Here is an 18,549-nt window from a genome sequence, read left to right as displayed (position 1 = left end):
GTCTTTCCTCATGCGAAACGTGGTGATCCTGGCGGGTGGTTCGGGGACGCGGCTGTGGCCGATGTCCAGAGACGACAGGCCGAAGCAGGTGCTGCCGCTGGCGGCGGGACAATCGCTGCTCCGGGTGGCGTACAACCGGCTGCTGGGACTGGTCGAGCCGGACAACATCTACGTCTGCACGGTCGGCGCGATCACCGACGTCGTACGTCAGGAGCTGCCCGAGCTCGGTCCGCACAACATCATCGGTGAGCCGGCCCGGCGGGACACCGCCAACGCCGTCGGGCTCGCGTCTGCTGTGGTGGCGCGGAACGATCCCGACGCGGTGGTCGCATTTGTCGGGTCGGATCACCTGATCAGCCCGGAGGACGAGTTCCGGGCGGCGATCGAGCACGGCTTCGAGGTGGTGGAGGCGCGCCCGCAGTCACTGGTCACGTTCGGCATCGAGCCGACGCATCCGCACACCGGGCTGGGGTACATCGAGCGTGGTGACGCCATCGACGGGACGAGGGCCTTCGTCGTGGACCGTTTCCGGGAGAAGCCGGACCGGGCGACGGCCGAGGAGTACCTCGCGACCGGGCGGTTCTGGTGGAACTCCGGAATGTTCGTCTGGCAGGCGTCGACGGTGCTGTCGGTGCTCGACGCGCTGCTGCCCGAGTCGGCCGCCCGGCTGCGTGACGTCGCCGCGGTGTGGGACACGCCTGAGCGCGACGCGACCCTCGACGAGATCTACCCGAACCTGCAGAAGATCTCAGTCGACTACGCGGTGATGGAGCCGGCCTCCCAGGGCAAGGTCGACGCGGACGTGGTCGTCGTACCGATGCCCGTCCACTGGCTCGACGTGGGTTCGTGGGCCGCGCTGGCCGACACGTACGACGCCGACCCCAACGGCAACCGCACCGACAGCATCACGCTGAGCTGCCTGCTCGACTCCCACGACAACATCATCGTCACCGACGACCCGGACCACCTGGTGGCCGCAGTCGGCCTCCGCAGCCACATCATCGTCCACACCCAGGACGTCACGATGGTCTGCCCGCTGTCCGACGGCGAACGCGTCAAGGACCTGGTCGCCCAGGTCCAGTCCGACCACGCGAACTACATCTAGTTCCACAAGAAACGCCCCCGGGAGCTCTGAACTGGTCCCCGGAAGTTGGATTGGTTAAGTAAGAGGTTATAGAGGGTTTCTAGGCTGCGAGGGTCTGGGTCCGGTAGTGCACCGGGCTCAGGCCCTCGAGTTGTGTGGAGATGCGGTGGTTGTTGTACCAGCCGACGTACTCGTGCAGTGCTTCGGTCAGTGCGTCGACGGAGGCGTATCGGGTGTGGTTGAAGAGTTCTTCTTTGAGGTGCCCGAACCAGTTCTCGATGACGGCGTTGTCGTAGCAGTTGGCTTTGCGAGACATCGATTGGGTCGCGCCGGCGTCGGCGAGCAGCCGCTGCCAGGTGGGGTGTTGATACTGGAAGCCTTGGTCGGAGTGCACCAGCGGCGCCTGACCGGGTTCGCGGCCGGGATCGAGGGTCGCGAGGGCGTCGCGGAGCGAGTTGTTGGTCAGGGCCAGGTTCGGGGAGTTGCCGATCGCGTAGGCGATGATCTGGTGGTCGAACAGGTCCATCACCGGGGACAGGTAGAGCTTGCGGTCCCCGACCCTGAATTCGGTGACGTCGGTGACCCATTTGTGGTTCGGGGCGGTCGCGGTGAAGTCCCGGTTCAGCAGGTTCGGCGCGGTCCGGCCGGCCTCACCGGTGTGGGCTCGGTAGGAGTTGTAGCGCTTCTTGCGCCGTACCGGGCAGAGGAGTCCAAGTCGGCGCATCAGCTTCAGGACGGTCTTCTTCGCCACCCGCCAGCCCTGCCGGGCCAGTACGGCGTGGACTCGCCGGTGCCCGTAACGGCGGTGGCTGTTCTCGAACACGGCCGTGATCGCGGTCTTCAACTCGGCGCGCGGATCCGGTCGAGCCAGACGGGCCTGGTGGTAGAAGAACGTGGACCGGGCCAGCCCGGCGATCTGCAGCAGCAAGTCCAGACGATGTTCAGCCTTGAGGGCGACCACAGCGGCAACCTTCACCGCCGTTCTTGATCCCTCAAGGCCCGCACTTTTCCCAGGTAGGCGTTCTCTGCCCGCAACCGCTCGACCTCGCGACGGAGCTGTTCCAGCTCCGACTCCGCCCGGACCGGCGCGTCCGGGCCCTGCCCAGCTTTCGGTGGCCGGCCCTTCGGCTTCGGCCGTAGCCCGTCGGCACCCTCGCGCCGATACGTCCGTGCCCACTTCTTCACCAGCTCCGGCGCGGACAGTTGATGCTCGGCCGCCAGCACCGTCGCTGACTCGCCAGCCAGGAACCTCTTCACCACAGCCAGCTTGAACTCGAACGAGTACGAGCGCTTCGTCGGCTTGGTCACCAACGCTCCTCTGCCCCAGACCTGCCAGCGGCGATACAGCCGCTTGACCGGCCAGACTGCCACACCCAGCAACCCCGCCACCGAGCGATACCCCAAACCCTCCCCGAACGACGCTACCGCCCGCTCACGCTGCCCCACCGACAACGAACTACGACCATCCATACGAACGCTCCCCAGGAATCGGAACTGAATTTCTCAGTCCAACTTCTGGGGAGCGGTTCACTCGACTCCCGGGGGCGTTTCTTCTTGCTGCAGATCTCAGCCGGCGTTGGGCTCCTGGGCGTCGGCGGCCGGGTACTTCTCCATGAACTGCTTCAGGGCGTCGCCGCTGACCGAGCCGCAGAACTGACGGTGGCCGAAGGACTTCTGGTCGGCGCCGGGGCTGCTCCAGTGGGCGAAGGCGAGGTTCTTGCCGTCGGGCCAGGGCTTGCCTTCGGACTCCTTGAACGGCGCGGCGATGAACTTGCCGACCGAACTGTCCGGGAGCTTCGACTTGGAGATCTTCTCGATCTCGTCGATCTGGTCCTTCGGCAGCGTGTCGCGGTACCAAAGGATCGTGTAGCCGTGCTCGAGGTTGTGGACCAGGTTCTCCACCGGCGGCCGGTCGCTCGTCGTGTAGAACTTCTTGCCGAACGGCGCCCAGACCGCGTAGTGCGGGCCGGACGACGGCGGCGAGACGGAGTACAGGATCTTCTCGCCGTCGGGGCGGTGGTCCTGGGTCCCGCCCGCCTCGTCGTTGGTGATCGCGTCGCAGGAGGCCGCCGACGCGGCGACGCCGAAGTCGGTGAGCGCCTGGTTCTTGGTCTTCGAGTCCTGGACCAGCTTGATCGCCGGGTAGGCGATGATCGCCAGGCCGGCCACGATGGCGCACACCACGATGATGATCGTGCGGCGGCGGTCCGACCGGGACTGCTCGCGCTGCATCTTCTCGATCATCTCGCGGCGCGACTGCTTCTGCGACGACGCTTTACCCACAGTGTTGGTCTTCCCGGCTAAGGGCGGCCACCGCGCCGCCATGCGAAGGCAGTGTACGAGGCGACCCTAAGAAGTTGCCTAGAAAACTATCGCGACCGTGAGCCGAACGTGACCGTCGCCTCGGCGCCCGGTCCCGGTCGCACCGTTACGCCGTACCCCTCCGCGTGCAGCAGCACCGCGAGCTTCTCGGCGATCACGCCGACGGTCACCGGCTCCGCGCCGAACACGGTGACAGCGTTGTCACCCAACTCGAGCCGTACGCCGTCCACGTCGCGCAGCAACCCGGCCCAGACCGCCGGGTCCACCTCGCGCGGACCGGACGGCTCCCGCCGCGACAACACCGCTGCTCGCGCCGCCTCCCGCGTACCCAGGCTGAACATGTCGAACTCGGCGTCCCGCACCAGCGCCCGCGCGCCCGGCCCGTGCTCGCCGACCGGCAGTACGGCGTCCTGCAGCCCACGCAGTACTGCGACGGGCACGCCGTCCGCCTTGCCCTTGACCAGCTCACCCGCGCTGGCGATCTCGTCCGCCAGCGCCGGCTCCGTCACGGCAAGGACGTTGCCGTGGCTGTCCGTCGTCCCGCGCAGGTCCTCGATGACCCGCACACCGGCGGCACCGATGGCCAGATCCATCTGGCCGTTGCGCCAGGGGCGACCCAGTGTGTCGGTCACCACGATGCCGACGTTGACGTCGTACCGCTCCTTCAGGGCGGTCCGCAGCAGCCGCGCCGACTCGTCCGGGTCGACCGGGAGCAGCAGGACCGTGCCAGGGGCCGTGTTGGACGTGTCGGTGCCGGCAGCAGCCATCACCAGGCCGTGCCGCGTCTGCACGATCCGGGTCTCGCCGCGCTGCGCGACGACCCGCACCAGCTCGGCGTCGACAGCCTCCTGGCGGGTGCCGTACGTGAGCCGGCCCTCCGCCTTGCTGACGATCTTCGACGTGACCGCGACGACGTCGCCGTCGCGCAGGTCGGTCCCGTCCGCGATCAGGGCGGACAGGTCCGCCCCGGCCGCCACTTCGGGCAGTCCGGTCACCGGGAAGATCTCCAGGTGCTTCCTCATTGCCGCACGGCCTCCGCGAGGTTCAGTGCCGCGTCAGCCATCGCGGCGGTTGTGGTCTCGTCCGTCATCCACAACGGGACGGCCTGGACGTGAATTCCGGCGCCGGCGATCGAGTCCGCCTGCATCGCGTCCGACGTGTCGATCAGCCATCCGTCGAGTACGCCGCCGGTCGCACGCGAACCGTAGTACCGCGCGACTGCCGACGCTGTGGACGCTACACCGACCGTGGCGAGCACCTTGTCGGCCATTCCGCGGACCGGACTGCTGCCGATGATCGGCGACAACCCGATCACCGGTGCCTTCGTCTCCCGGACCGCGTCGCGGACCCCGGGTACGCCGAGGATCGTGCCGACCGACACCACCGGGTTGGACGGCGGGATGATCAGCACGTCGCAGTCCGCGATCGCTTCGAGTACGCCGGGCGCCGGCTTGGCCTTGTCCGCGCCGACCGCGACGATCTGGTGCGCGGTGATCTCGGCGTGCCAGCGGACCCAGTACTCCTGGAAGTGGATGGCCTTGCGCCGGCCCGGCTGGTCCGGGTCCTCCACGACGACGTGCGTCTCGATCCGGTCGTCACTCATCGGCAGCAGCCGCACCGGCAGCTTCCAGCGCGTGCACAGCGCCTCGGTCACCGCGCTCAGGGTGTAGCCGGCGTCGAGCATCTGCGTGCGCACCAGGTGCGTCGCGACGTCCCGGTCGCCGAGGCCGAACCAGGTGGGCTCCACGCCGTACGCCGCGAGCTCCTCCTTGATCACCCAGGTCTCGTCCTCGCGGCCCCACTTGCGTTCCTCCGAGATGCCGCCGCCGAGGGTGTACATCACGGTGTCGAGGTCGGGGCAGACGCGCAGCCCGAACAGGGTGATGTCGTCGGCGGTGTTCCCCACGACGGTGATCTCGGCATCCGGCCGGGCCTTGAGCAGCCCGCGGAGGAAGCTGGAACCGCCGATGCCACCGGCCAGCACTGTCAATCGCATGGGAAGAGTCTGCACGAGTCGTCAATGCGTCGAACCACCGCGGGACTATGCTGCGGTGGGTCCGAACCATCCGCACAGCTCAGTTGTACGGCCCCCCAACATCCGAGGAGCCCTCGTGGTCACCGACGCAACCAAGAAGCTCAGAGAGCCGGTCGCGTACATCCTGCTCGCATTCGCCGGCCTGCTCGCGCTGGCCTCGCTGATCCGGCTGTTCGTCGGCGGAGCCGGCTTCACGGCCGCCGCAGGCACAGTGCAAGGCGTAGTCACCCCACCCTCGATCTCCGGGCTGGTGATTCTCCTCGTCCTGGTCGGTGCCGTCTGGCTGGTCAACGAAGATGAGCGGACCCCGAACGCGCGCACCGTCGCTCTGGCGGCCCTCGTCATCATCGGCGTCACCGCGCTGATCGGCCTGATCACCGCGTTCGCCGGTTTCAACGAGACCAGCACGGCCGGCATGAAGATCGTCGGCTTCATCTACGCGCTCGGCGGCCTCGCGCTGTACGGCGCCGCGGGTCTCTACATCCTGAGGACCTTCCAGTCGCTGCCCGCGCCGGTGCGTGCGCCGAAGCCGGGTCAGTTCCAGCAGCAGGGCCAGCAGTACGGACAGACCGCTCCGTACGGCCAGCAGGGTCAGCAGGGCTATGTCCAGCAGGGCCAGCAGGGCTACCCGCAGCAGGGCCAGCAGTACGGCGGCCAGTACGACCAGGGCCAGGGCCAGTACGGCGGATACGCGGCGGCCGGTGCTGCCAGCGGGTACCCCGCGGGCCAGGGCGAGCAGCAGCAGTGGCCGCAGGAGCAGAGCTGGGGCCAGGGCGAGCAGCAGGCCTGGTCGGCCGGTGAGGCCGAGGCGCAGCAGTCCGGCCAGCACACTGCCGGTCAGCAGGGCGAGCAGGCCTGGTCCGCCGAGGGCCAGGGCGGCGCGGAGCCGACGCAGCCGTGGAGCGCCGAAGGTCAGCAGCAGTGGGGACAGGACGCCGCGCAGCAGGGCCAGCAGTGGCCGCAGGAGCAGCAGTGGGGCGGCGCAGAGGCCGGCCAGCAGCAGTGGGGCGGTCAGGAGTACGGCCAGGCTCAGCCGGCTCAGTCTGGTCAGCAGGAGTGGGGCCAGCAGGAGCACCCGGTGACGGAGGAGGGCTCGCACGAGCAGTCCGACGCCCAGCCGCAGGGATGGCAGCAGGAGCAGGCCTGGCAGGCCGACGAGACCCCGGCCGCCGAGCAGCAGCCGAGTGCCTCGGAGCCGGCGCAGACCGAGTCCGCCGACGAGACCCGGGTCGACCCGCGCGTCGAGGCGGACAAGAACGACCCGAACCAGCAGGGGCAGGGACAGCAGGGCTGGTGGTCCCAACCTTCCTGACCAGGAAGGGATATTGACCGGCAAGCCCTTGCCGAGCTAGTAGGAAAAATCCCGGCAGGACGAGGTTTGAACCCGGGCACACAGAGCGAGAGGCCTGTATCTGCAGGCCTCTCGTTCTTTTGCGGCCATGTTGCGGATGGTCCCAATAGCAGAGCACGGCTTGACTTTCGTGGATTGCAGGAATGTAATTTCAACCGTGTCGTTCGTTGGACACTCGGTATCGGGGACCGTTGCAGAGCGCAGGACGGACGAGGTCAGGCATGTGGACCGCAAACCCACATGTACAGGGGAACGAACAGGGTCGAGGAGGTCGTACCGTGACAGAGCTGATGGCGATTGTCGACGGTGAGGCGATCGAGGAGGAGCCGAACTGGCAGGAAAGGGCGCTGTGCGCCCAGACCGATCCAGAGGCTTTCTTCCCGGAGAAGGGCGGTTCCACCCGCGAGGCCAAGAAGGTGTGCCTCGGCTGCGACGTCCGGGGCGAGTGCCTCGAGTACGCGCTGCAGAACGACGAGCGCTTCGGGATCTGGGGCGGCCTGTCGGAGCGGGAGCGCCGCAAGCTGAAGAAGAGGGCCGTCTGACCGTAGGTAACCAGAGCACCACAACATCAGGACTTCCGCGAGGCCCCGGGCGAACGTCGCCCGGGGCCCGCGGCTTTCCTGACGCTCCATGCGCGGCTGTATGGTGAGTCCTCGCCGGGACCTGCGGTCGCGGTGACCGTCCGCAAGCATCGAGGTGTCACAGCTCCGCATGGAACAAGAAGCTCCGGCCGGCTGGGAATTCTTCGACTCCGTCGATTTCCCGACCGATCACACCGGCGACCACATGGCTCGCCCGAGGGTCCGCCACGTCGTCACCGCGGTGGTGGTCGGGCATGAGGGCGCGGCCTGGCTGCCGCGACTGTCCGAGGCACTGTGGGCGCTGAACCCGCGACCGGACCGGCTGATCGCGGTCGACACCGGATCCACCGACGAGACCGCTGAGCTGCTCGCCGCGATGCCCGGCGTCGAGCCCGTGGTCAGCGTCTCGGCCCGCACCGGTTTCGGTACGGCGGTCTCCCGCGGCCTCGAGGCGCACGGCTTCGCGCCGATCCCGAGCGCCGTCGGTCCGTACGGCGACGACGGGCACATGCCCGTGGTCGAGTGGCTGTGGCTGCTTCACGACGACTGCGCACCGGCGCCGAAGGCCCTGGAGAAATTGTTGCTTCAGGCCACAATATCGCCGGCCACCGGCGTCTGGGGCCCGAAGCTGCGGCTCTGGCCGCGCGACCGCGAGCTGCTCGAGGTCGGCGTCACCACGTCGCTCGGCGGCCGTCGCGACACCGGCATCGAGAACGGCGAGCTCGACCAGGGCCAGCACGACCAGCCGCGGAGCGTGCTCGCGGTCAGCTCGGCCGGCATGCTCGTCCGTCGCGACGTCTGGGAGGCGCTGCACGGTTTCGACCCGCGGCTGCCGATGTTCCGCGACGACATCGACTTCGGCTGGCGCGCCAGCCGCGCCGGGTACCAGGTCGGCGTCGCTCCCGACGCGGTCATCTACCACGCACAGGCTGCCGCGACCGGCGAGCGTGCGCTGGCCGGCACCAGGCGGCACGCGTACCAGCTGGACCGCGCACACGCCTACTACACGGTTCTCGCGAATGCGCCGGGCAAGCTGCTGCCGCTGCTGATCCTGCGGTTCCTGTTCGGCACAGTGCTTCGCTCGATCTGGTTCCTGATCGGCAAGACGCCATCAGGTGCTGTCGACGAGTGGACGGCGTTGCTGGGCACGCTGCTGGCCGGTGGCTGGACGCAGGCCCGCAAGAACAGACGAAATCTCGACCAGGTCCCGTACGACCACATCAAGGGCTTGTTCTCCCGGTCCGTGCACGCACTGCGGCACAACCTGGAGGAGACGACCGGCACGATCTCCGAGCGGATCCGCGAGGCCTGGGCGGACGAGCCGGAAGAGCAGGTCGTCACCACTGCACGCCGGGCCAAGTCCACCGCCCGCGTTGCGGTCGACCAGCCGCGGTGGCGCCGTCAGCTGATCCGCCGTCCGTTCCTCGGCGCGTGGGTGGTGCTGACGATCGGTGCGCTGATCGCTGCGCGTGATCTGATCGGTGGCGGGTTCCTCAGGTCCAACCTGTTGCTCCCGGCCCACGAGAACATCGCGGCTCTGTGGCACGCGGCGGCTTCCGCGCCGCCCGGCGTGACTCCGCCTGCTTGGCTGGCACAGCTCTGGGCGTTCTCGACGGTGATGTTCGGTCCGGACGGTGCGACGAACATCCTGCTGCTCGGCGCGGTTCCGCTGGCGGGTCTGGCTGCGTGGGTGATGCTGCGCTCGTTCGTCGTCGACCGTGTCGCGCGAGCGTGGGGCGCTTCGGCGTACGGGCTGGCTGTGTTCACCAACGGCGCTATTTCGCAGGGGCGGCTCGGGACGTGTGTGGCAGCGATCGTGCTGCCGCTGCTCGGTGCCGCCGTACACACTGTTGCCCGACGGCGGCGCGTGTACGTTCAGGGCAGTTGGCGGGCCGCGTGGTTCGCCGGTATCTGTCTGGCCGTGCTGTTCGCGTTCACTCCGGCTCTTGGGCTGTTGATCGCGGTCATCCTCGTGCTGGGTGCGGTGTTCGGGCTCGGCTGGCGTCGGCAGGGCCGGCAGCTGGTGTTCTCCGTCGTTCTGGGTCTGCTGCTCGTGCTGCCGTGGACGATCGACCTGGTGCAGCACCCGTCCAAGCTGGGCCAGGAGGCAGGCGGTCCGCCGACCGCTGCGGTCGGTCCGGGCAACAGCCTGCAGCATCTGCTGACCGGTACGCCGATTGGTGCGCCGGCGCCGTGGTGGTTCGCCGTACCGCTGATCCTGGTCGCGCTGGTCAGTCTGCTGCGTGAGTCGCGTCAGCGGTACGAACTGCTCGGCTGGTTCGCCGCACTGGCCGGCCTGGCGGGGACGCTGGTTGCCAGCCGGCTCGGCGGTGGCAGTGGGCCGTTGATGTTCCTGATGACTGCCGGGTGGATCATCGCCGTCACCGTGGCGTGGGACTCGGTCGGCAAGTCCACCGAGATCATCGTGCAGGGCGTGCTCGGCATCGTGTTGCTGACAACCGTTGTAACGGCAGGCTTCTGGCTGGTTCGCGGGACCGACGGTCCGTTGTGGAGTGGGCCTGCTCAGGACCTCCCGGCGTACCTCGTGTCATCGCAGGATCCGCCGGAGAACCAGTCGATCCTGGTGGTGCGGAAGGCGCCGGCGGGTCAGATGCGGTTCTCGCTGGTCAAGGACGGCGGACCGCGGATGGGTGCGCTGGAGGCGGCGCCGACCCCGGCGCAGACCAAGCCGATCACCGATGTGCTTGCGACCCTGGGCGGCGGCGGTAGCGGTGAGGAAGGCCGGCAGTTGGCAGGTCTCGCGATCGACTACGTGTACCTGCCCGGCCCGGTGGACCCGACGCTCGCCGCCACGCTCGACTCGTTGCCCGGCCTGACCAGGGCGAGTGCGAACGACGGCGATGCCGCGTGGCTGGTGGACCGCTCGAAGATCGAGGGCAAGACGCCGTTGAACGACCAGACTCACACGGTATGGCGCATCCTCGGCCTGATCGGCTGGATCATCGCGCTGGTGTTCTGCCTGCCGACAGTGCGCCGGACGGTCGCCGTACCGCATGGCACCCACGCTAGGAGGGACCCGCGGTGAGCCGGTTGCTGTCCGACCCGCGTCTGCGGCTCGGTGCGGTCATCGCTGCCATGGCCGTGCTGGCCGGGATCGGCGTCGTGACGCATCCCAAGAAGCCCGACACGAGCCCGGCGGCCGCTGCCACCGAACCGGCTCGCACCGTGGTCAACCGCGCGGCGCTGTCGTGCCCGGTGCTCGCCGCCGGCGGCAAGATGGCCAGCGTGGTGAACGGCGTGTCGCCGACCCTGCCGGAAGGTACGCCGACCGCAACGGGCAGTGCCGAGCCGCTGACGATCGCACCGCTGCCGGCCACGTCCGACCCGGTCGGCTCGATCCTGAGGCGCGGCTTCATCGGTTCGAGCGCTGTGACCGTCAAGCCGGAGCCGCTGTCCATCCAGGGCGCGGGACCACTGGCTGCCGGTGCGGTCGGCACCAGCACGACAACGGCTGAAGACGGCGTGAACTCCGGTATGGCCAGCGTGCCGTGCCAGCAGCCCGGATCGGACTTCTGGTTCGTCGGCGCATCCGGTGCGAGTGACCGGCGCGACGTGCTGGTGCTGACGAACCTGGACAGCATCAACGCCGAGGTCAACGTCAGCGTGTACGCGCGGACCGGTCAGCAGGACCTGCCCGCCGCACGCGGCATCGTCGTACCTGCCCGAGGCACGGCCTATCTGTACCTCCGGCAGGTCGCTCCGAAGCTGCGGGACATCGCCCTGCACGTGGAGTCGACCGGTGGTCGCGTGGCGGCCGCCGTACGTTCCAACGCGTCCACCGGGAACAGCGTGCCGGCCGGAGTGGACTGGCTGAACACCTCGTCGGCGCCTGCGACCAAGGTCTTCGTCCCCGCGGCTGCGCCGGGTGGTGGACTGCGGATCCTGTCGATCGCCAACCCGTCGGACCTGCAGGCGACCGTGAGCGTCACCATCAACGGGCCGAACGGGTCGTTCAAGCCGGCTGGTTACGAGACCGTGCAGATCGCCGCCGGCTCGGTGAAGACGATCATGCTCGACCCGGTGCTGCACGGTGATCCCAGTGCGATCACTCTGACGTCGGATCAGCCCGTCACCGCGTCGATGCGGATGACGGACGCGGCGCAGACCGAGTTCGCGTCGATCGGGTCGGCAGATGCGCTGACCGGTCCGGCGTACCTGGTGCTGCCGGCGCACAAGCAGCCGGTCGTGCTGCAGGTGACCGCGCCCGGGAAGACCGGGAGCGTGAAGTTCGAGCTGCGTGACGCGGCGGGGCGGGCCGTGACCACGCGCGCGCTCGACGTGCTCGGCGGTGCGACGTCGCAGGTCTCGTTCCCGGCGCAGCCGCGACCGACGTACTTGATGGTGCAGCAGACGCGCGGGACCGTGGTCGCCGGCGTCACGCTGATGCCCCCGGCGAAGCCGGCCAAGGACGACGTGGCACAGGTGGCTGCGTGGCCGTTGACGACGTCGCTGGTGTTCCGGGCGCAGCTTGGAGCCCAGCCGGATGTGAGCGCCGCGCTGCGGTAGGTCAGCCCTCAGAAGTGTTGGCGCCCGGGTCCTGCAGCATCCGCAGGTGGCCGCGGCGGGCTACCTCGACAGGTGCTCCCGGCGTCCCCGCGCCCGGCTCACGACGTGGCAACGGGCGCGCTGCTTCGCGGACTGCGTTCGCGAGGGCTTCGAGGTCGTCCGAGGACGGACCGGCGGCGGCCGGGTCCGGAGCGAGCCGGATAACTTCCCAGCCGTTCGGAGCGGTCAGTCGATCGGCGTGGTCGGCGCACAGGTCGTAGCAGTGCGGCTCGGCGTACGTCGCCAGCGGACCGAGGACACAGGTCGAGTCGGCGTAGACGTAGGTGAGCGTCGATACGGCAGGCTTCTGACATCCGGCGCGCGAACAGATCCTGGCGATGCTCACGGACAGACGTTACCCCCACTAGGCTGAGCGCGTGACCGAGGCTCGCCGTCATCGCAGGCACATCGACCGCCACGGCCGCGGCATGCTCGGCCCGATCAGCCGGCCGAGCAAGTTCGCGCCGCGCGGTCTGCCGTTGCAGCGGTCCGCCGCGGCCCAGTTCGACGAGGTGGTCGCGATCGAGGTGACCCGGCTCGAGAAGCGGCTGCCGCAGGTGGTCGCGCGGGTCGAGTTCGCGATCGAGGACGTGCCGAACCTCGACCTGGACGCCACCGAGATCCCGCTCACCCACGCTACCGGCGGCACCTCCCACGAGCCGTACCGGATCGTCGTCTTCCGCCGCCCGATCGAGCTCCGCGCCGAACGCTCCGGCTCCGGCCTGTCCTGGCTGGTCCGCAGCGCCCTCGTCCTCGAACTGGCCGACGTGCTGGCCCTCTCCCCGGAACAGATCGACCCGGACTTCGACACCGACGACGACTGAGGCACGACGCACCCACCCGCGTTCGATTCTGTTCCGTAGTGTGGAAAGCTGATTGTGTCCAACGTTGTCAGCGGGAGAGGATCGTGAACTGTGAACGATCAAAAACTGCGGGTCGGTGTCGTCGGTCTGGGCTTCGCGGGGCGTACCGCGCTGGAGGCGTTCTCCGAGCTGCCGGACGTCGAGGTGGTCGCGCTGGCGGGCCTCGAGAAGGACACGCTCACCACCCTGGGTGAGAAGCACGGCGTGCCGCACCTCTACGAGCGCTGGGAGGACCTGCTCGAGACGCCCGGTCTGGAGGCGGTCAGCATCGGTACGCCGACGCAGCTGCACGCCCCGATCGCGCTGAAGGCGCTCGAGAAGGGCCTGCACGTGCTGTCCGAGAAGCCGCTGGCGCGGACCGTCGCGGAAGGTACGGCGATGGTCGAGGCGTCCAAGGCGGCCGGCCGGGTGCTCAAGGTGGTGTTCAACCACCGCGAGCGCGGTGACGTGATCGCGCTCAAGCACCAGATCGACGAGGGCCAGCTCGGCCGGATCTACTACGCGAAGGCGCACTGGATGCGCCGCAACGGCATCCCCGGGATGGGCGGCTGGTTCACCAACCGGGAGCTGTCCGGCGGCGGTCCGCTGATCGACCTCGGCGTCCACATCCTCGACATGGCGCTGCACCTGCTGGGCGAGCCGCAGGTGACGACGGTGTCGGCGAACACGTTCGCGGAGCTCGGGCCGCGCGGCCGCGGCAGCTCGAGTACGCCGGACCGCCCGACCGTGGACACGCTCGGCTCGAAGTTCGAGGTCGAGGACCTGGCCACGGCGTACCTGCGGCTGCAGGGCGGCGGCGCGCTGCAGCTCGAGACCAGCTGGGCGACGTACCGGGCGCCGGGCGACAACTTCGGTATCGAGCTGTTCGGCACCGAGGGCGGCGCCAAGATCGAGGTGCAGAACTACACCACCGAGGACACGCTGCGGATCTTCACCGATGTCGCCGGTGTCGCCGCCGAGGTGAAGCCCGCGACCGGCGCGGGGCTCGGCCACCGCGGCGTGGTGCGGGAGTTCGTCCGGATCGTGAAGTCCGGCGAGTGGGAAGGGCAGAACGGGTCCGAGGCGCTGCTGCGGACCGAGGTCATCGACGCCTGCTACGCCTCGGCGAAGGCGGGACGAGAGGTTGTGCTGCATGACTGATCCGATTCGCGTCACCGTCTGGGGCGAGAACGTCCACGAGGGTCGGGACGAGTCCGTCCGCAAGGTCTACCCGGACACGATGCACGGCACGATCGCGGCCGCGCTGCGCGCCAAGCTGGGCGCGGACGTCGTCGTCCGCACCGCCACCCTGCAGGACCCGGAGCACGGTCTGACCGAGGAGGTGCTCGCGGACACCGACGTACTCACCTGGTGGGGGCACGCCGCGCACGGCGACGTCGACGACGCGATCGTCGAGCGGGTCCAGCAGCACGTGCTGTCCGGGATGGGCCTGATCGCGCTGCACTCGGCGCACTTCAGCAAGATCTTCATCAAGCTGATGGGGACGACCTGCTCGCTGGACTGGCGCGCCGAGAACGACCGCGAGCTGATCTGGACGGTCGCGGCCGGTCACCCGATCGCGCAGGGCATCCCGCACCCGCTGGTGATCGAGCGCGAGGAGATGTACGGCGAGCTGTTCGACATCCCGCAGCCGGACGAGCTGGTCTTCGTCAGCTCGTTCACCGGCGGCGAGGTGTTCCGCTCCGGCTGCTGCTACCGCCGCGGCCAGGGCCGGGTCTTCTACTTCCGGCCCGGTGACCAGGAGTACCCGACGTACCACCAGGACGAGGTCCAGCAGATCCTCGCCAACGCCGCCCGGTGGGCGGCACCGGTCGTCCCGCGCCAGCTGCCGACGGTGCACCACCGCAAGGACATCGGCTGGTTCGAGAAGGCCTGAAATACAGGTTCGTGCGTGGGCCGGATAGGGTCCACGCATGGTTGACGTTGCGGCGATCTTCAAGGCGTACGACGTGCGTGGGGTCGTCCCGGACCAGTTGGACGAATCCGTGGCCCGGGCGACCGGCGCCGCGTTCGTCGAGGTCCTGGACGTCCTCGCCGGTCCGGGGGCGGTCGTGATCGGGTACGACATGCGACCGTCCAGCCCGGCCCTGGCAGCTGCTTTTGCCGAGGGGGTGACCAGCACCGGCGCGGACGTGATCGACATCGGCCTGGCCTCCACCGACCAGCTGTACTTCGCGTCCGGCCGGCTCGACCTGCCCGGTGCGATGTTCACCGCGAGCCACAACCCGGCGAAGTACAACGGCATCAAGATGTGCCGCGCGGGCGCCGCTCCGGTCGGCGCCGACTCGGGGCTGCGCGACATCGCGGACCTGGTCGCGAAGGCCCTGGCCGACGGTTCGGCGACCACCCCGGCCTCGGGACATGTCACCCACAAGGACCTGCTGACGGCGTACGCCGATCACCTGCACGACCTGGTCGACCTGAGCGGCATCCGCCCGCTCACCGTGGTCGTCGACGCCGGCAACGGCATGGGCGGCCACACCGTCCCAGCGGTCTTCGCCAAGGGCCCGGTGACGATCGTCCCGATGTACTTCGAGCTCGACGGTAACTTCCCGAACCACGAGGCGAACCCGCTCGACCCGAAGAACCTGGTCGACCTGCAGGCCAAGGTCCGCGAGACCGGCGCCGACCTCGGGCTCGCGTTCGACGGCGACGCCGACCGGTGCTTCGTGGTCGACGAGAAGGGCGACCCGATCTCGCCGAGCGCGATCACCGGCGCGGTCGCGGTCCGGGAGCTGGCCAAGCACCCGGGCTCGACGATCCTGCACAACCTGATCACCTCCAAGGCCGTCCCGGAGCTGGTCGCCGAGCACGGCGGCGTCGCGGTCCGGACCCGGGTCGGGCACTCGAACATCAAGCAGAAGATGGCCGAGACCGACGCGGTGTTCGGCGGCGAGCACTCGGCGCACTACTACTTCCGCGACTTCTGGCGGGCCGACACCGGCATGCTGGCCGCGCTGCACGTGCTGGCCGCGCTGGGCGAGCAGGACAAGCCGGCCAGCGAGCTGTTCGCGGAGTACGAGCGGTACGTCGCGTCCGGCGAGATCAACAACACCGTCGACGACCAGGCGGCGACGGTCGCGGCGATCGAAGATACGTATTCTGGCGGCAGCAACATGGACGGCGTGACCTTCGACCATCTGGACGGGTTGACCGTGTCGGCGGGACAGTGGTGGTTCAACGTCCGTGCGTCGAACACGGAACCGTTGCTGCGGCTGAACGTCGAGGCCTCGGACCGGTCCGAGATGGAACGTGTCCGTGACGAAGTACTGGCCCTGATCACCGGCGCATCGGTGGAGGAGAACTGAATGGCAGTCAATCTGGACCCGGACCTGCTGAGCATCCTGGTCTGCCCGAAGTGCCGGTCGGAGTTCCGCGTGGACGACGAGGCGAACGAGCTCGTCTGCACCAACGCGTCGTGCGCGCTGGCGTACCCGGTGCGTGACGACATCCCGGTGCTGCTGATCGACGAAGCCCGGGACACCAGGGAAACGGCCGCGACCGAGAGCTGACGGAGAGCTGATGAGCGTCTTCGACGACACCCGACTTGACGACCCGGCCGCCCTGGAGGCGGCAGACCACCTGCTCCGCCGGCTGGCCATGGCCGGGGCCCGGATCCGGGCCGAGCTGGAGGCGTCCTCCGACGTGCTGTCCAGGCTGACGTCGGACGGCTTCCGTCCGCGCGCAGTGGTGGCCGCCGGCCGCGACGCCCGCCTGGTCCGCGCTGTACTGGAGCCGGTCTGCCCGGTTCCGTTCCTCGCCTGGCCCGGTCCGGGGCTGCCCGGGTGGGCCGGTCCGCTGGACATGGTGGTCGTGCTCGGTGGAGCCAGTGAGGACGCCGATGCGGTCTCGGCGGCGGCCGAAGCGGTACGCCGTGGTTGCGGGCTGCTCGTGGCTGCGCCGGAGGACTCGCCGGTGGCGATCGCCTCGGCCGGACTGCGGCATGCGATCCGGCTGCCGTCGCAGTCCGACGACCAGCTCGCGTCCGCGGTCGCAGTACTGCAGGCGTTGCACCAGCTGGACCTCGGTCCGGAGGTGGACCACAAGTCCGTTGCGTCGATGCTGGACGACGTCGCGATCGAGTGCTCGCCGAACAACGACGTGGCCTCCAACCCGGCCAAGGATCTCGCGCTGATCCTCGCGGACGCGCTGCCCCTGGTGTGGGGCGGCTCTGTCCTCGCGGCCCGCGCGGCTCGCCGCGTGGTCGAGGCGCTCCGGCTGGCGAGCGGCCGGCCCGCTCTGGCTGCCGACACCGGCCACCTGCTGCCGGTGCTCAACCAGCCGCCGCGGGACCTGTTCGCCGACCCGTTCGACAAGCCTGCCGAGCTGCGGCCCGCGCTGGTCATCCTGGACGACGGCGTGGAGGACGAGGGCGTCGCCGAGCACCACCGCAAGCTCGAGCGCAAGGCCGAAGCCCACGACGTCCGCGTGTTCACGGTCCGGCAGGCCAGCGGCACGGACATCGCGCGGTACGCCGCTCTGACGCAGCACGGTCGCTACGCCGCGGCGTACCTCGGGATCGGACTCGGCCGCTACGGCAGGGCGACCGACTCCGACCCGGTCGAGCCAGGGATCCCCTCGGAGGACCCAGCGTGGTAGTCCCGCTGCGGAACACGATCCGCGACTACGCGTGGGGCTCCGAGACCGCGCTCCCCGAGCTGCTCGGGGTCGCGCCGGACGGCAAGCCCCAGGCCGAGATGTGGATGGGCGCACACGAGTCTGCGCCGTCGGTCCTACCGAACGGCGACACGCTGTACGACGTCGTGTCCGACGACCCGGCGGCGGTGCTGGGCGAGGAGACGGCCGAGCGGTTCGAGGGCCGGTTCCCGTTCCTGGCCAAGTTGCTGGCGGCGGGTCAGCCGTTGTCGATCCAGGCGCATCCCTCCCGGGAGCAGGCGATCGACGGGTACGAGCGGGACGAGGCGGCCGGGATTCCCCGCGATGCCGCTGACCGGAACTACAAGGACGCCTGGCCGAAGCCGGAGATCCTGATCGCGCTCGGACCGTTCGACGCGCTGGTGGGCTTCCGTCCGCTCGACCGGACGGTCGCGCTGCTCGAGGCGCTGGCGCCGGCCGGCTTCGGCGAGCTCACGGACCGGTTGCGGGACGGGAAGCTGCGGGAGGCGTTCACCGAGTTCATGAGTGCCGACCGGGACACGATCCGTCCACTGGTCGGTGCGCTCGGCGAGGCGGTCGCGCAGTACGTCGGCGACGCGTTCGAGCTGGAGCGGGAGACGCTCTCGAAGTTGTGCGCGGACTTCCCGGACGATCCCGGCGTCCTCGCGGCCCTGCTGCTGAACCGGGTCCGGCTGGAGCGGTTCGACGCGGTGTACCTGCCGGCGGGGAACGTGCACGCGTACCTGCACGGCCTCGGGTTCGAGGTGATGGCGAACTCCGACAACGTGCTGCGGGGTGGGCTGACGCGCAAGCACATCGACGTACCGGAGCTGGTTTCGGTGGTGGATTTCGAGCCGCTGGCCGACCCGGTGCTGACTGCTGACGCAGCCGGTGGGTACGAGACCGGCTGCGAGTATTTCGCGATCCACCGGCTCGATCTGAACGGTGACGAGCGGACCGTCGAGGGTGTCGGGCCGCGGATCATCTGCTGTGTCGCGGGCTCGATCGATGCTGCGGGCAAAGATTCCGTTGTGACGTTGTCCGCGGGTCAGTCCGCGTTCGCCGCGGGACCCGAAGGACCCTGTATCTTGCGTGGTTCCGGCACGGCGTTCGTCGTGTCCGCACGCTGA

General features: G+C 69.2%; 18 protein-coding genes. 12 read left to right on the top strand and 6 right to left on the bottom strand.

The window, feature by feature from the left end; translation table 11 throughout:
• Positions 1 to 10: 10 nt before the first annotated feature.
• The gene (locus ABT313_RS04655) at positions 11 to 1,105 is read left to right on the top strand and encodes a mannose-1-phosphate guanylyltransferase (RefSeq protein WP_350848653.1); all 1,095 of its coding nucleotides are present in this window, start codon (positions 11 to 13) and stop codon (positions 1,103 to 1,105) included.
• A 79-nt stretch (positions 1,106 to 1,184) separates the two neighbouring features.
• Here the strand turns inward: ABT313_RS04655 and ABT313_RS04650 are convergent, their stop codons facing one another.
• From ABT313_RS04650 to cofD, 5 genes are all read right to left on the bottom strand, one after another.
• Entirely contained in the window at positions 1,185 to 2,060 is an 876-nt protein-coding gene (locus tag ABT313_RS04650) for an IS3 family transposase (RefSeq protein WP_350848651.1), read from the bottom strand.
• Positions 2,057 to 2,554 carry a helix-turn-helix domain-containing protein gene (locus ABT313_RS04645; RefSeq protein ID WP_350848649.1) on the bottom strand — a complete coding sequence of 166 codons (498 nt, stop codon included), beginning with the start codon at positions 2,552 to 2,554 and terminating at the stop codon, positions 2,057 to 2,059. The genes ABT313_RS04650 and ABT313_RS04645 overlap by 4 nt, the downstream gene beginning before the upstream one ends.
• A 96-nt stretch (positions 2,555 to 2,650) precedes the next feature.
• Complete coding sequence (locus ABT313_RS04640) at positions 2,651 to 3,409, bottom strand: thioredoxin-like domain-containing protein (protein ID WP_350848647.1); 759 nt, start codon at positions 3,407 to 3,409, stop codon at positions 2,651 to 2,653.
• A 44-nt stretch (positions 3,410 to 3,453) separates the two neighbouring features.
• Complete coding sequence (locus ABT313_RS04635; protein ID WP_350848645.1) at positions 3,454 to 4,428, bottom strand: coenzyme F420-0:L-glutamate ligase; 975 nt, start codon at positions 4,426 to 4,428, stop codon at positions 3,454 to 3,456.
• Entirely contained in the window at positions 4,425 to 5,402 is a 978-nt protein-coding gene (gene cofD / locus ABT313_RS04630) for a 2-phospho-L-lactate transferase (protein ID WP_350848643.1), read from the bottom strand. Before cofD ends, ABT313_RS04635 begins: the two co-directional genes overlap by 4 nt.
• 115 nt (positions 5,403 to 5,517) lie before the next feature.
• Between cofD and ABT313_RS04625 the strand changes: the two genes are divergently transcribed.
• The 4 genes from ABT313_RS04625 to ABT313_RS04610 all read left to right on the top strand — a co-directional run bounded on the left by ABT313_RS04625 (position 5,518) and on the right by ABT313_RS04610 (position 11,900).
• Positions 5,518 to 6,753, top strand: coding sequence for a hypothetical protein (locus ABT313_RS04625; protein ID WP_350848641.1), 1,236 nt, complete (start codon positions 5,518 to 5,520; stop codon positions 6,751 to 6,753).
• Positions 6,754 to 7,082: 329 nt separating this feature from the next.
• Positions 7,083 to 7,334 (top strand): WhiB family transcriptional regulator, encoded by a 252-nt coding sequence (locus tag ABT313_RS04620; protein ID WP_012919241.1) that lies wholly within the window; start codon positions 7,083 to 7,085, stop codon positions 7,332 to 7,334.
• A gap of 169 nt (positions 7,335 to 7,503) precedes the next feature.
• The gene (locus ABT313_RS04615) at positions 7,504 to 10,419 is read left to right on the top strand and encodes a glycosyltransferase (RefSeq protein WP_350848639.1); all 2,916 of its coding nucleotides are present in this window, start codon (positions 7,504 to 7,506) and stop codon (positions 10,417 to 10,419) included.
• On the top strand, positions 10,416 to 11,900 hold the full coding sequence (locus ABT313_RS04610) for a DUF5719 family protein (protein ID WP_350848637.1): 1,485 nt from the start codon (positions 10,416 to 10,418) through the stop codon (positions 11,898 to 11,900). Before ABT313_RS04615 ends, ABT313_RS04610 begins: the two co-directional genes overlap by 4 nt.
• 1 nt (position 11,901) lies before the next feature.
• On the opposite strand, the gene ABT313_RS04605 is transcribed toward ABT313_RS04610, so the two are convergent.
• Entirely contained in the window at positions 11,902 to 12,285 is a 384-nt protein-coding gene (locus tag ABT313_RS04605; protein ID WP_350848635.1) for a DUF3499 domain-containing protein, read from the bottom strand.
• Positions 12,286 to 12,316: 31 nt separating this feature from the next.
• Here ABT313_RS04605 and ABT313_RS04600 point away from each other — a divergent pair, with 31 nt between their 5' ends.
• The 7 genes from ABT313_RS04600 to manA all read left to right on the top strand — a co-directional run bounded on the left by ABT313_RS04600 (position 12,317) and on the right by manA (position 18,549).
• Positions 12,317 to 12,763: a metallopeptidase family protein gene (locus ABT313_RS04600; protein ID WP_350848633.1), complete on the top strand. Its 447-nt coding sequence runs from the start codon at positions 12,317 to 12,319 to the stop codon at positions 12,761 to 12,763.
• Positions 12,764 to 12,853: 90 nt separating this feature from the next.
• Entirely contained in the window at positions 12,854 to 13,942 is a 1,089-nt protein-coding gene (locus ABT313_RS04595; RefSeq protein ID WP_350848631.1) for a Gfo/Idh/MocA family protein, read from the top strand.
• Positions 13,935 to 14,678, top strand: a complete 744-nt coding sequence (locus ABT313_RS04590) for a ThuA domain-containing protein (protein WP_350848629.1) — start codon at positions 13,935 to 13,937, stop codon at positions 14,676 to 14,678. The genes ABT313_RS04595 and ABT313_RS04590 overlap by 8 nt, the downstream gene beginning before the upstream one ends.
• Positions 14,679 to 14,715: 37 nt before the next feature.
• Positions 14,716 to 16,110, top strand: a complete 1,395-nt coding sequence (locus ABT313_RS04585; RefSeq protein ID WP_350848627.1) for a phosphomannomutase/phosphoglucomutase — start codon at positions 14,716 to 14,718, stop codon at positions 16,108 to 16,110.
• Positions 16,111 to 16,314, top strand: coding sequence for a Trm112 family protein (locus ABT313_RS04580; RefSeq protein ID WP_130444460.1), 204 nt, complete (start codon positions 16,111 to 16,113; stop codon positions 16,312 to 16,314). It begins immediately after the preceding gene.
• Between the two features lie 10 nt (positions 16,315 to 16,324).
• On the top strand, positions 16,325 to 17,401 hold the full coding sequence (locus tag ABT313_RS04575) for an SIS domain-containing protein (protein ID WP_350848624.1): 1,077 nt from the start codon (positions 16,325 to 16,327) through the stop codon (positions 17,399 to 17,401).
• Positions 17,395 to 18,549: a mannose-6-phosphate isomerase, class I gene (gene manA / locus ABT313_RS04570; RefSeq protein ID WP_350848622.1), complete on the top strand. Its 1,155-nt coding sequence runs from the start codon at positions 17,395 to 17,397 to the stop codon at positions 18,547 to 18,549. The genes ABT313_RS04575 and manA overlap by 7 nt, the downstream gene beginning before the upstream one ends.

Origin of the sequence: Kribbella sp. NPDC000426 (assembly GCF_040300265.1) — a bacterium.
Lineage (GTDB): Bacteria > Actinomycetota > Actinomycetes > Propionibacteriales > Kribbellaceae > Kribbella.
The sequence above is the reverse complement of the archived record's forward strand: the minus strand, read 5'-3'. Positions and strand labels throughout refer to the sequence as shown.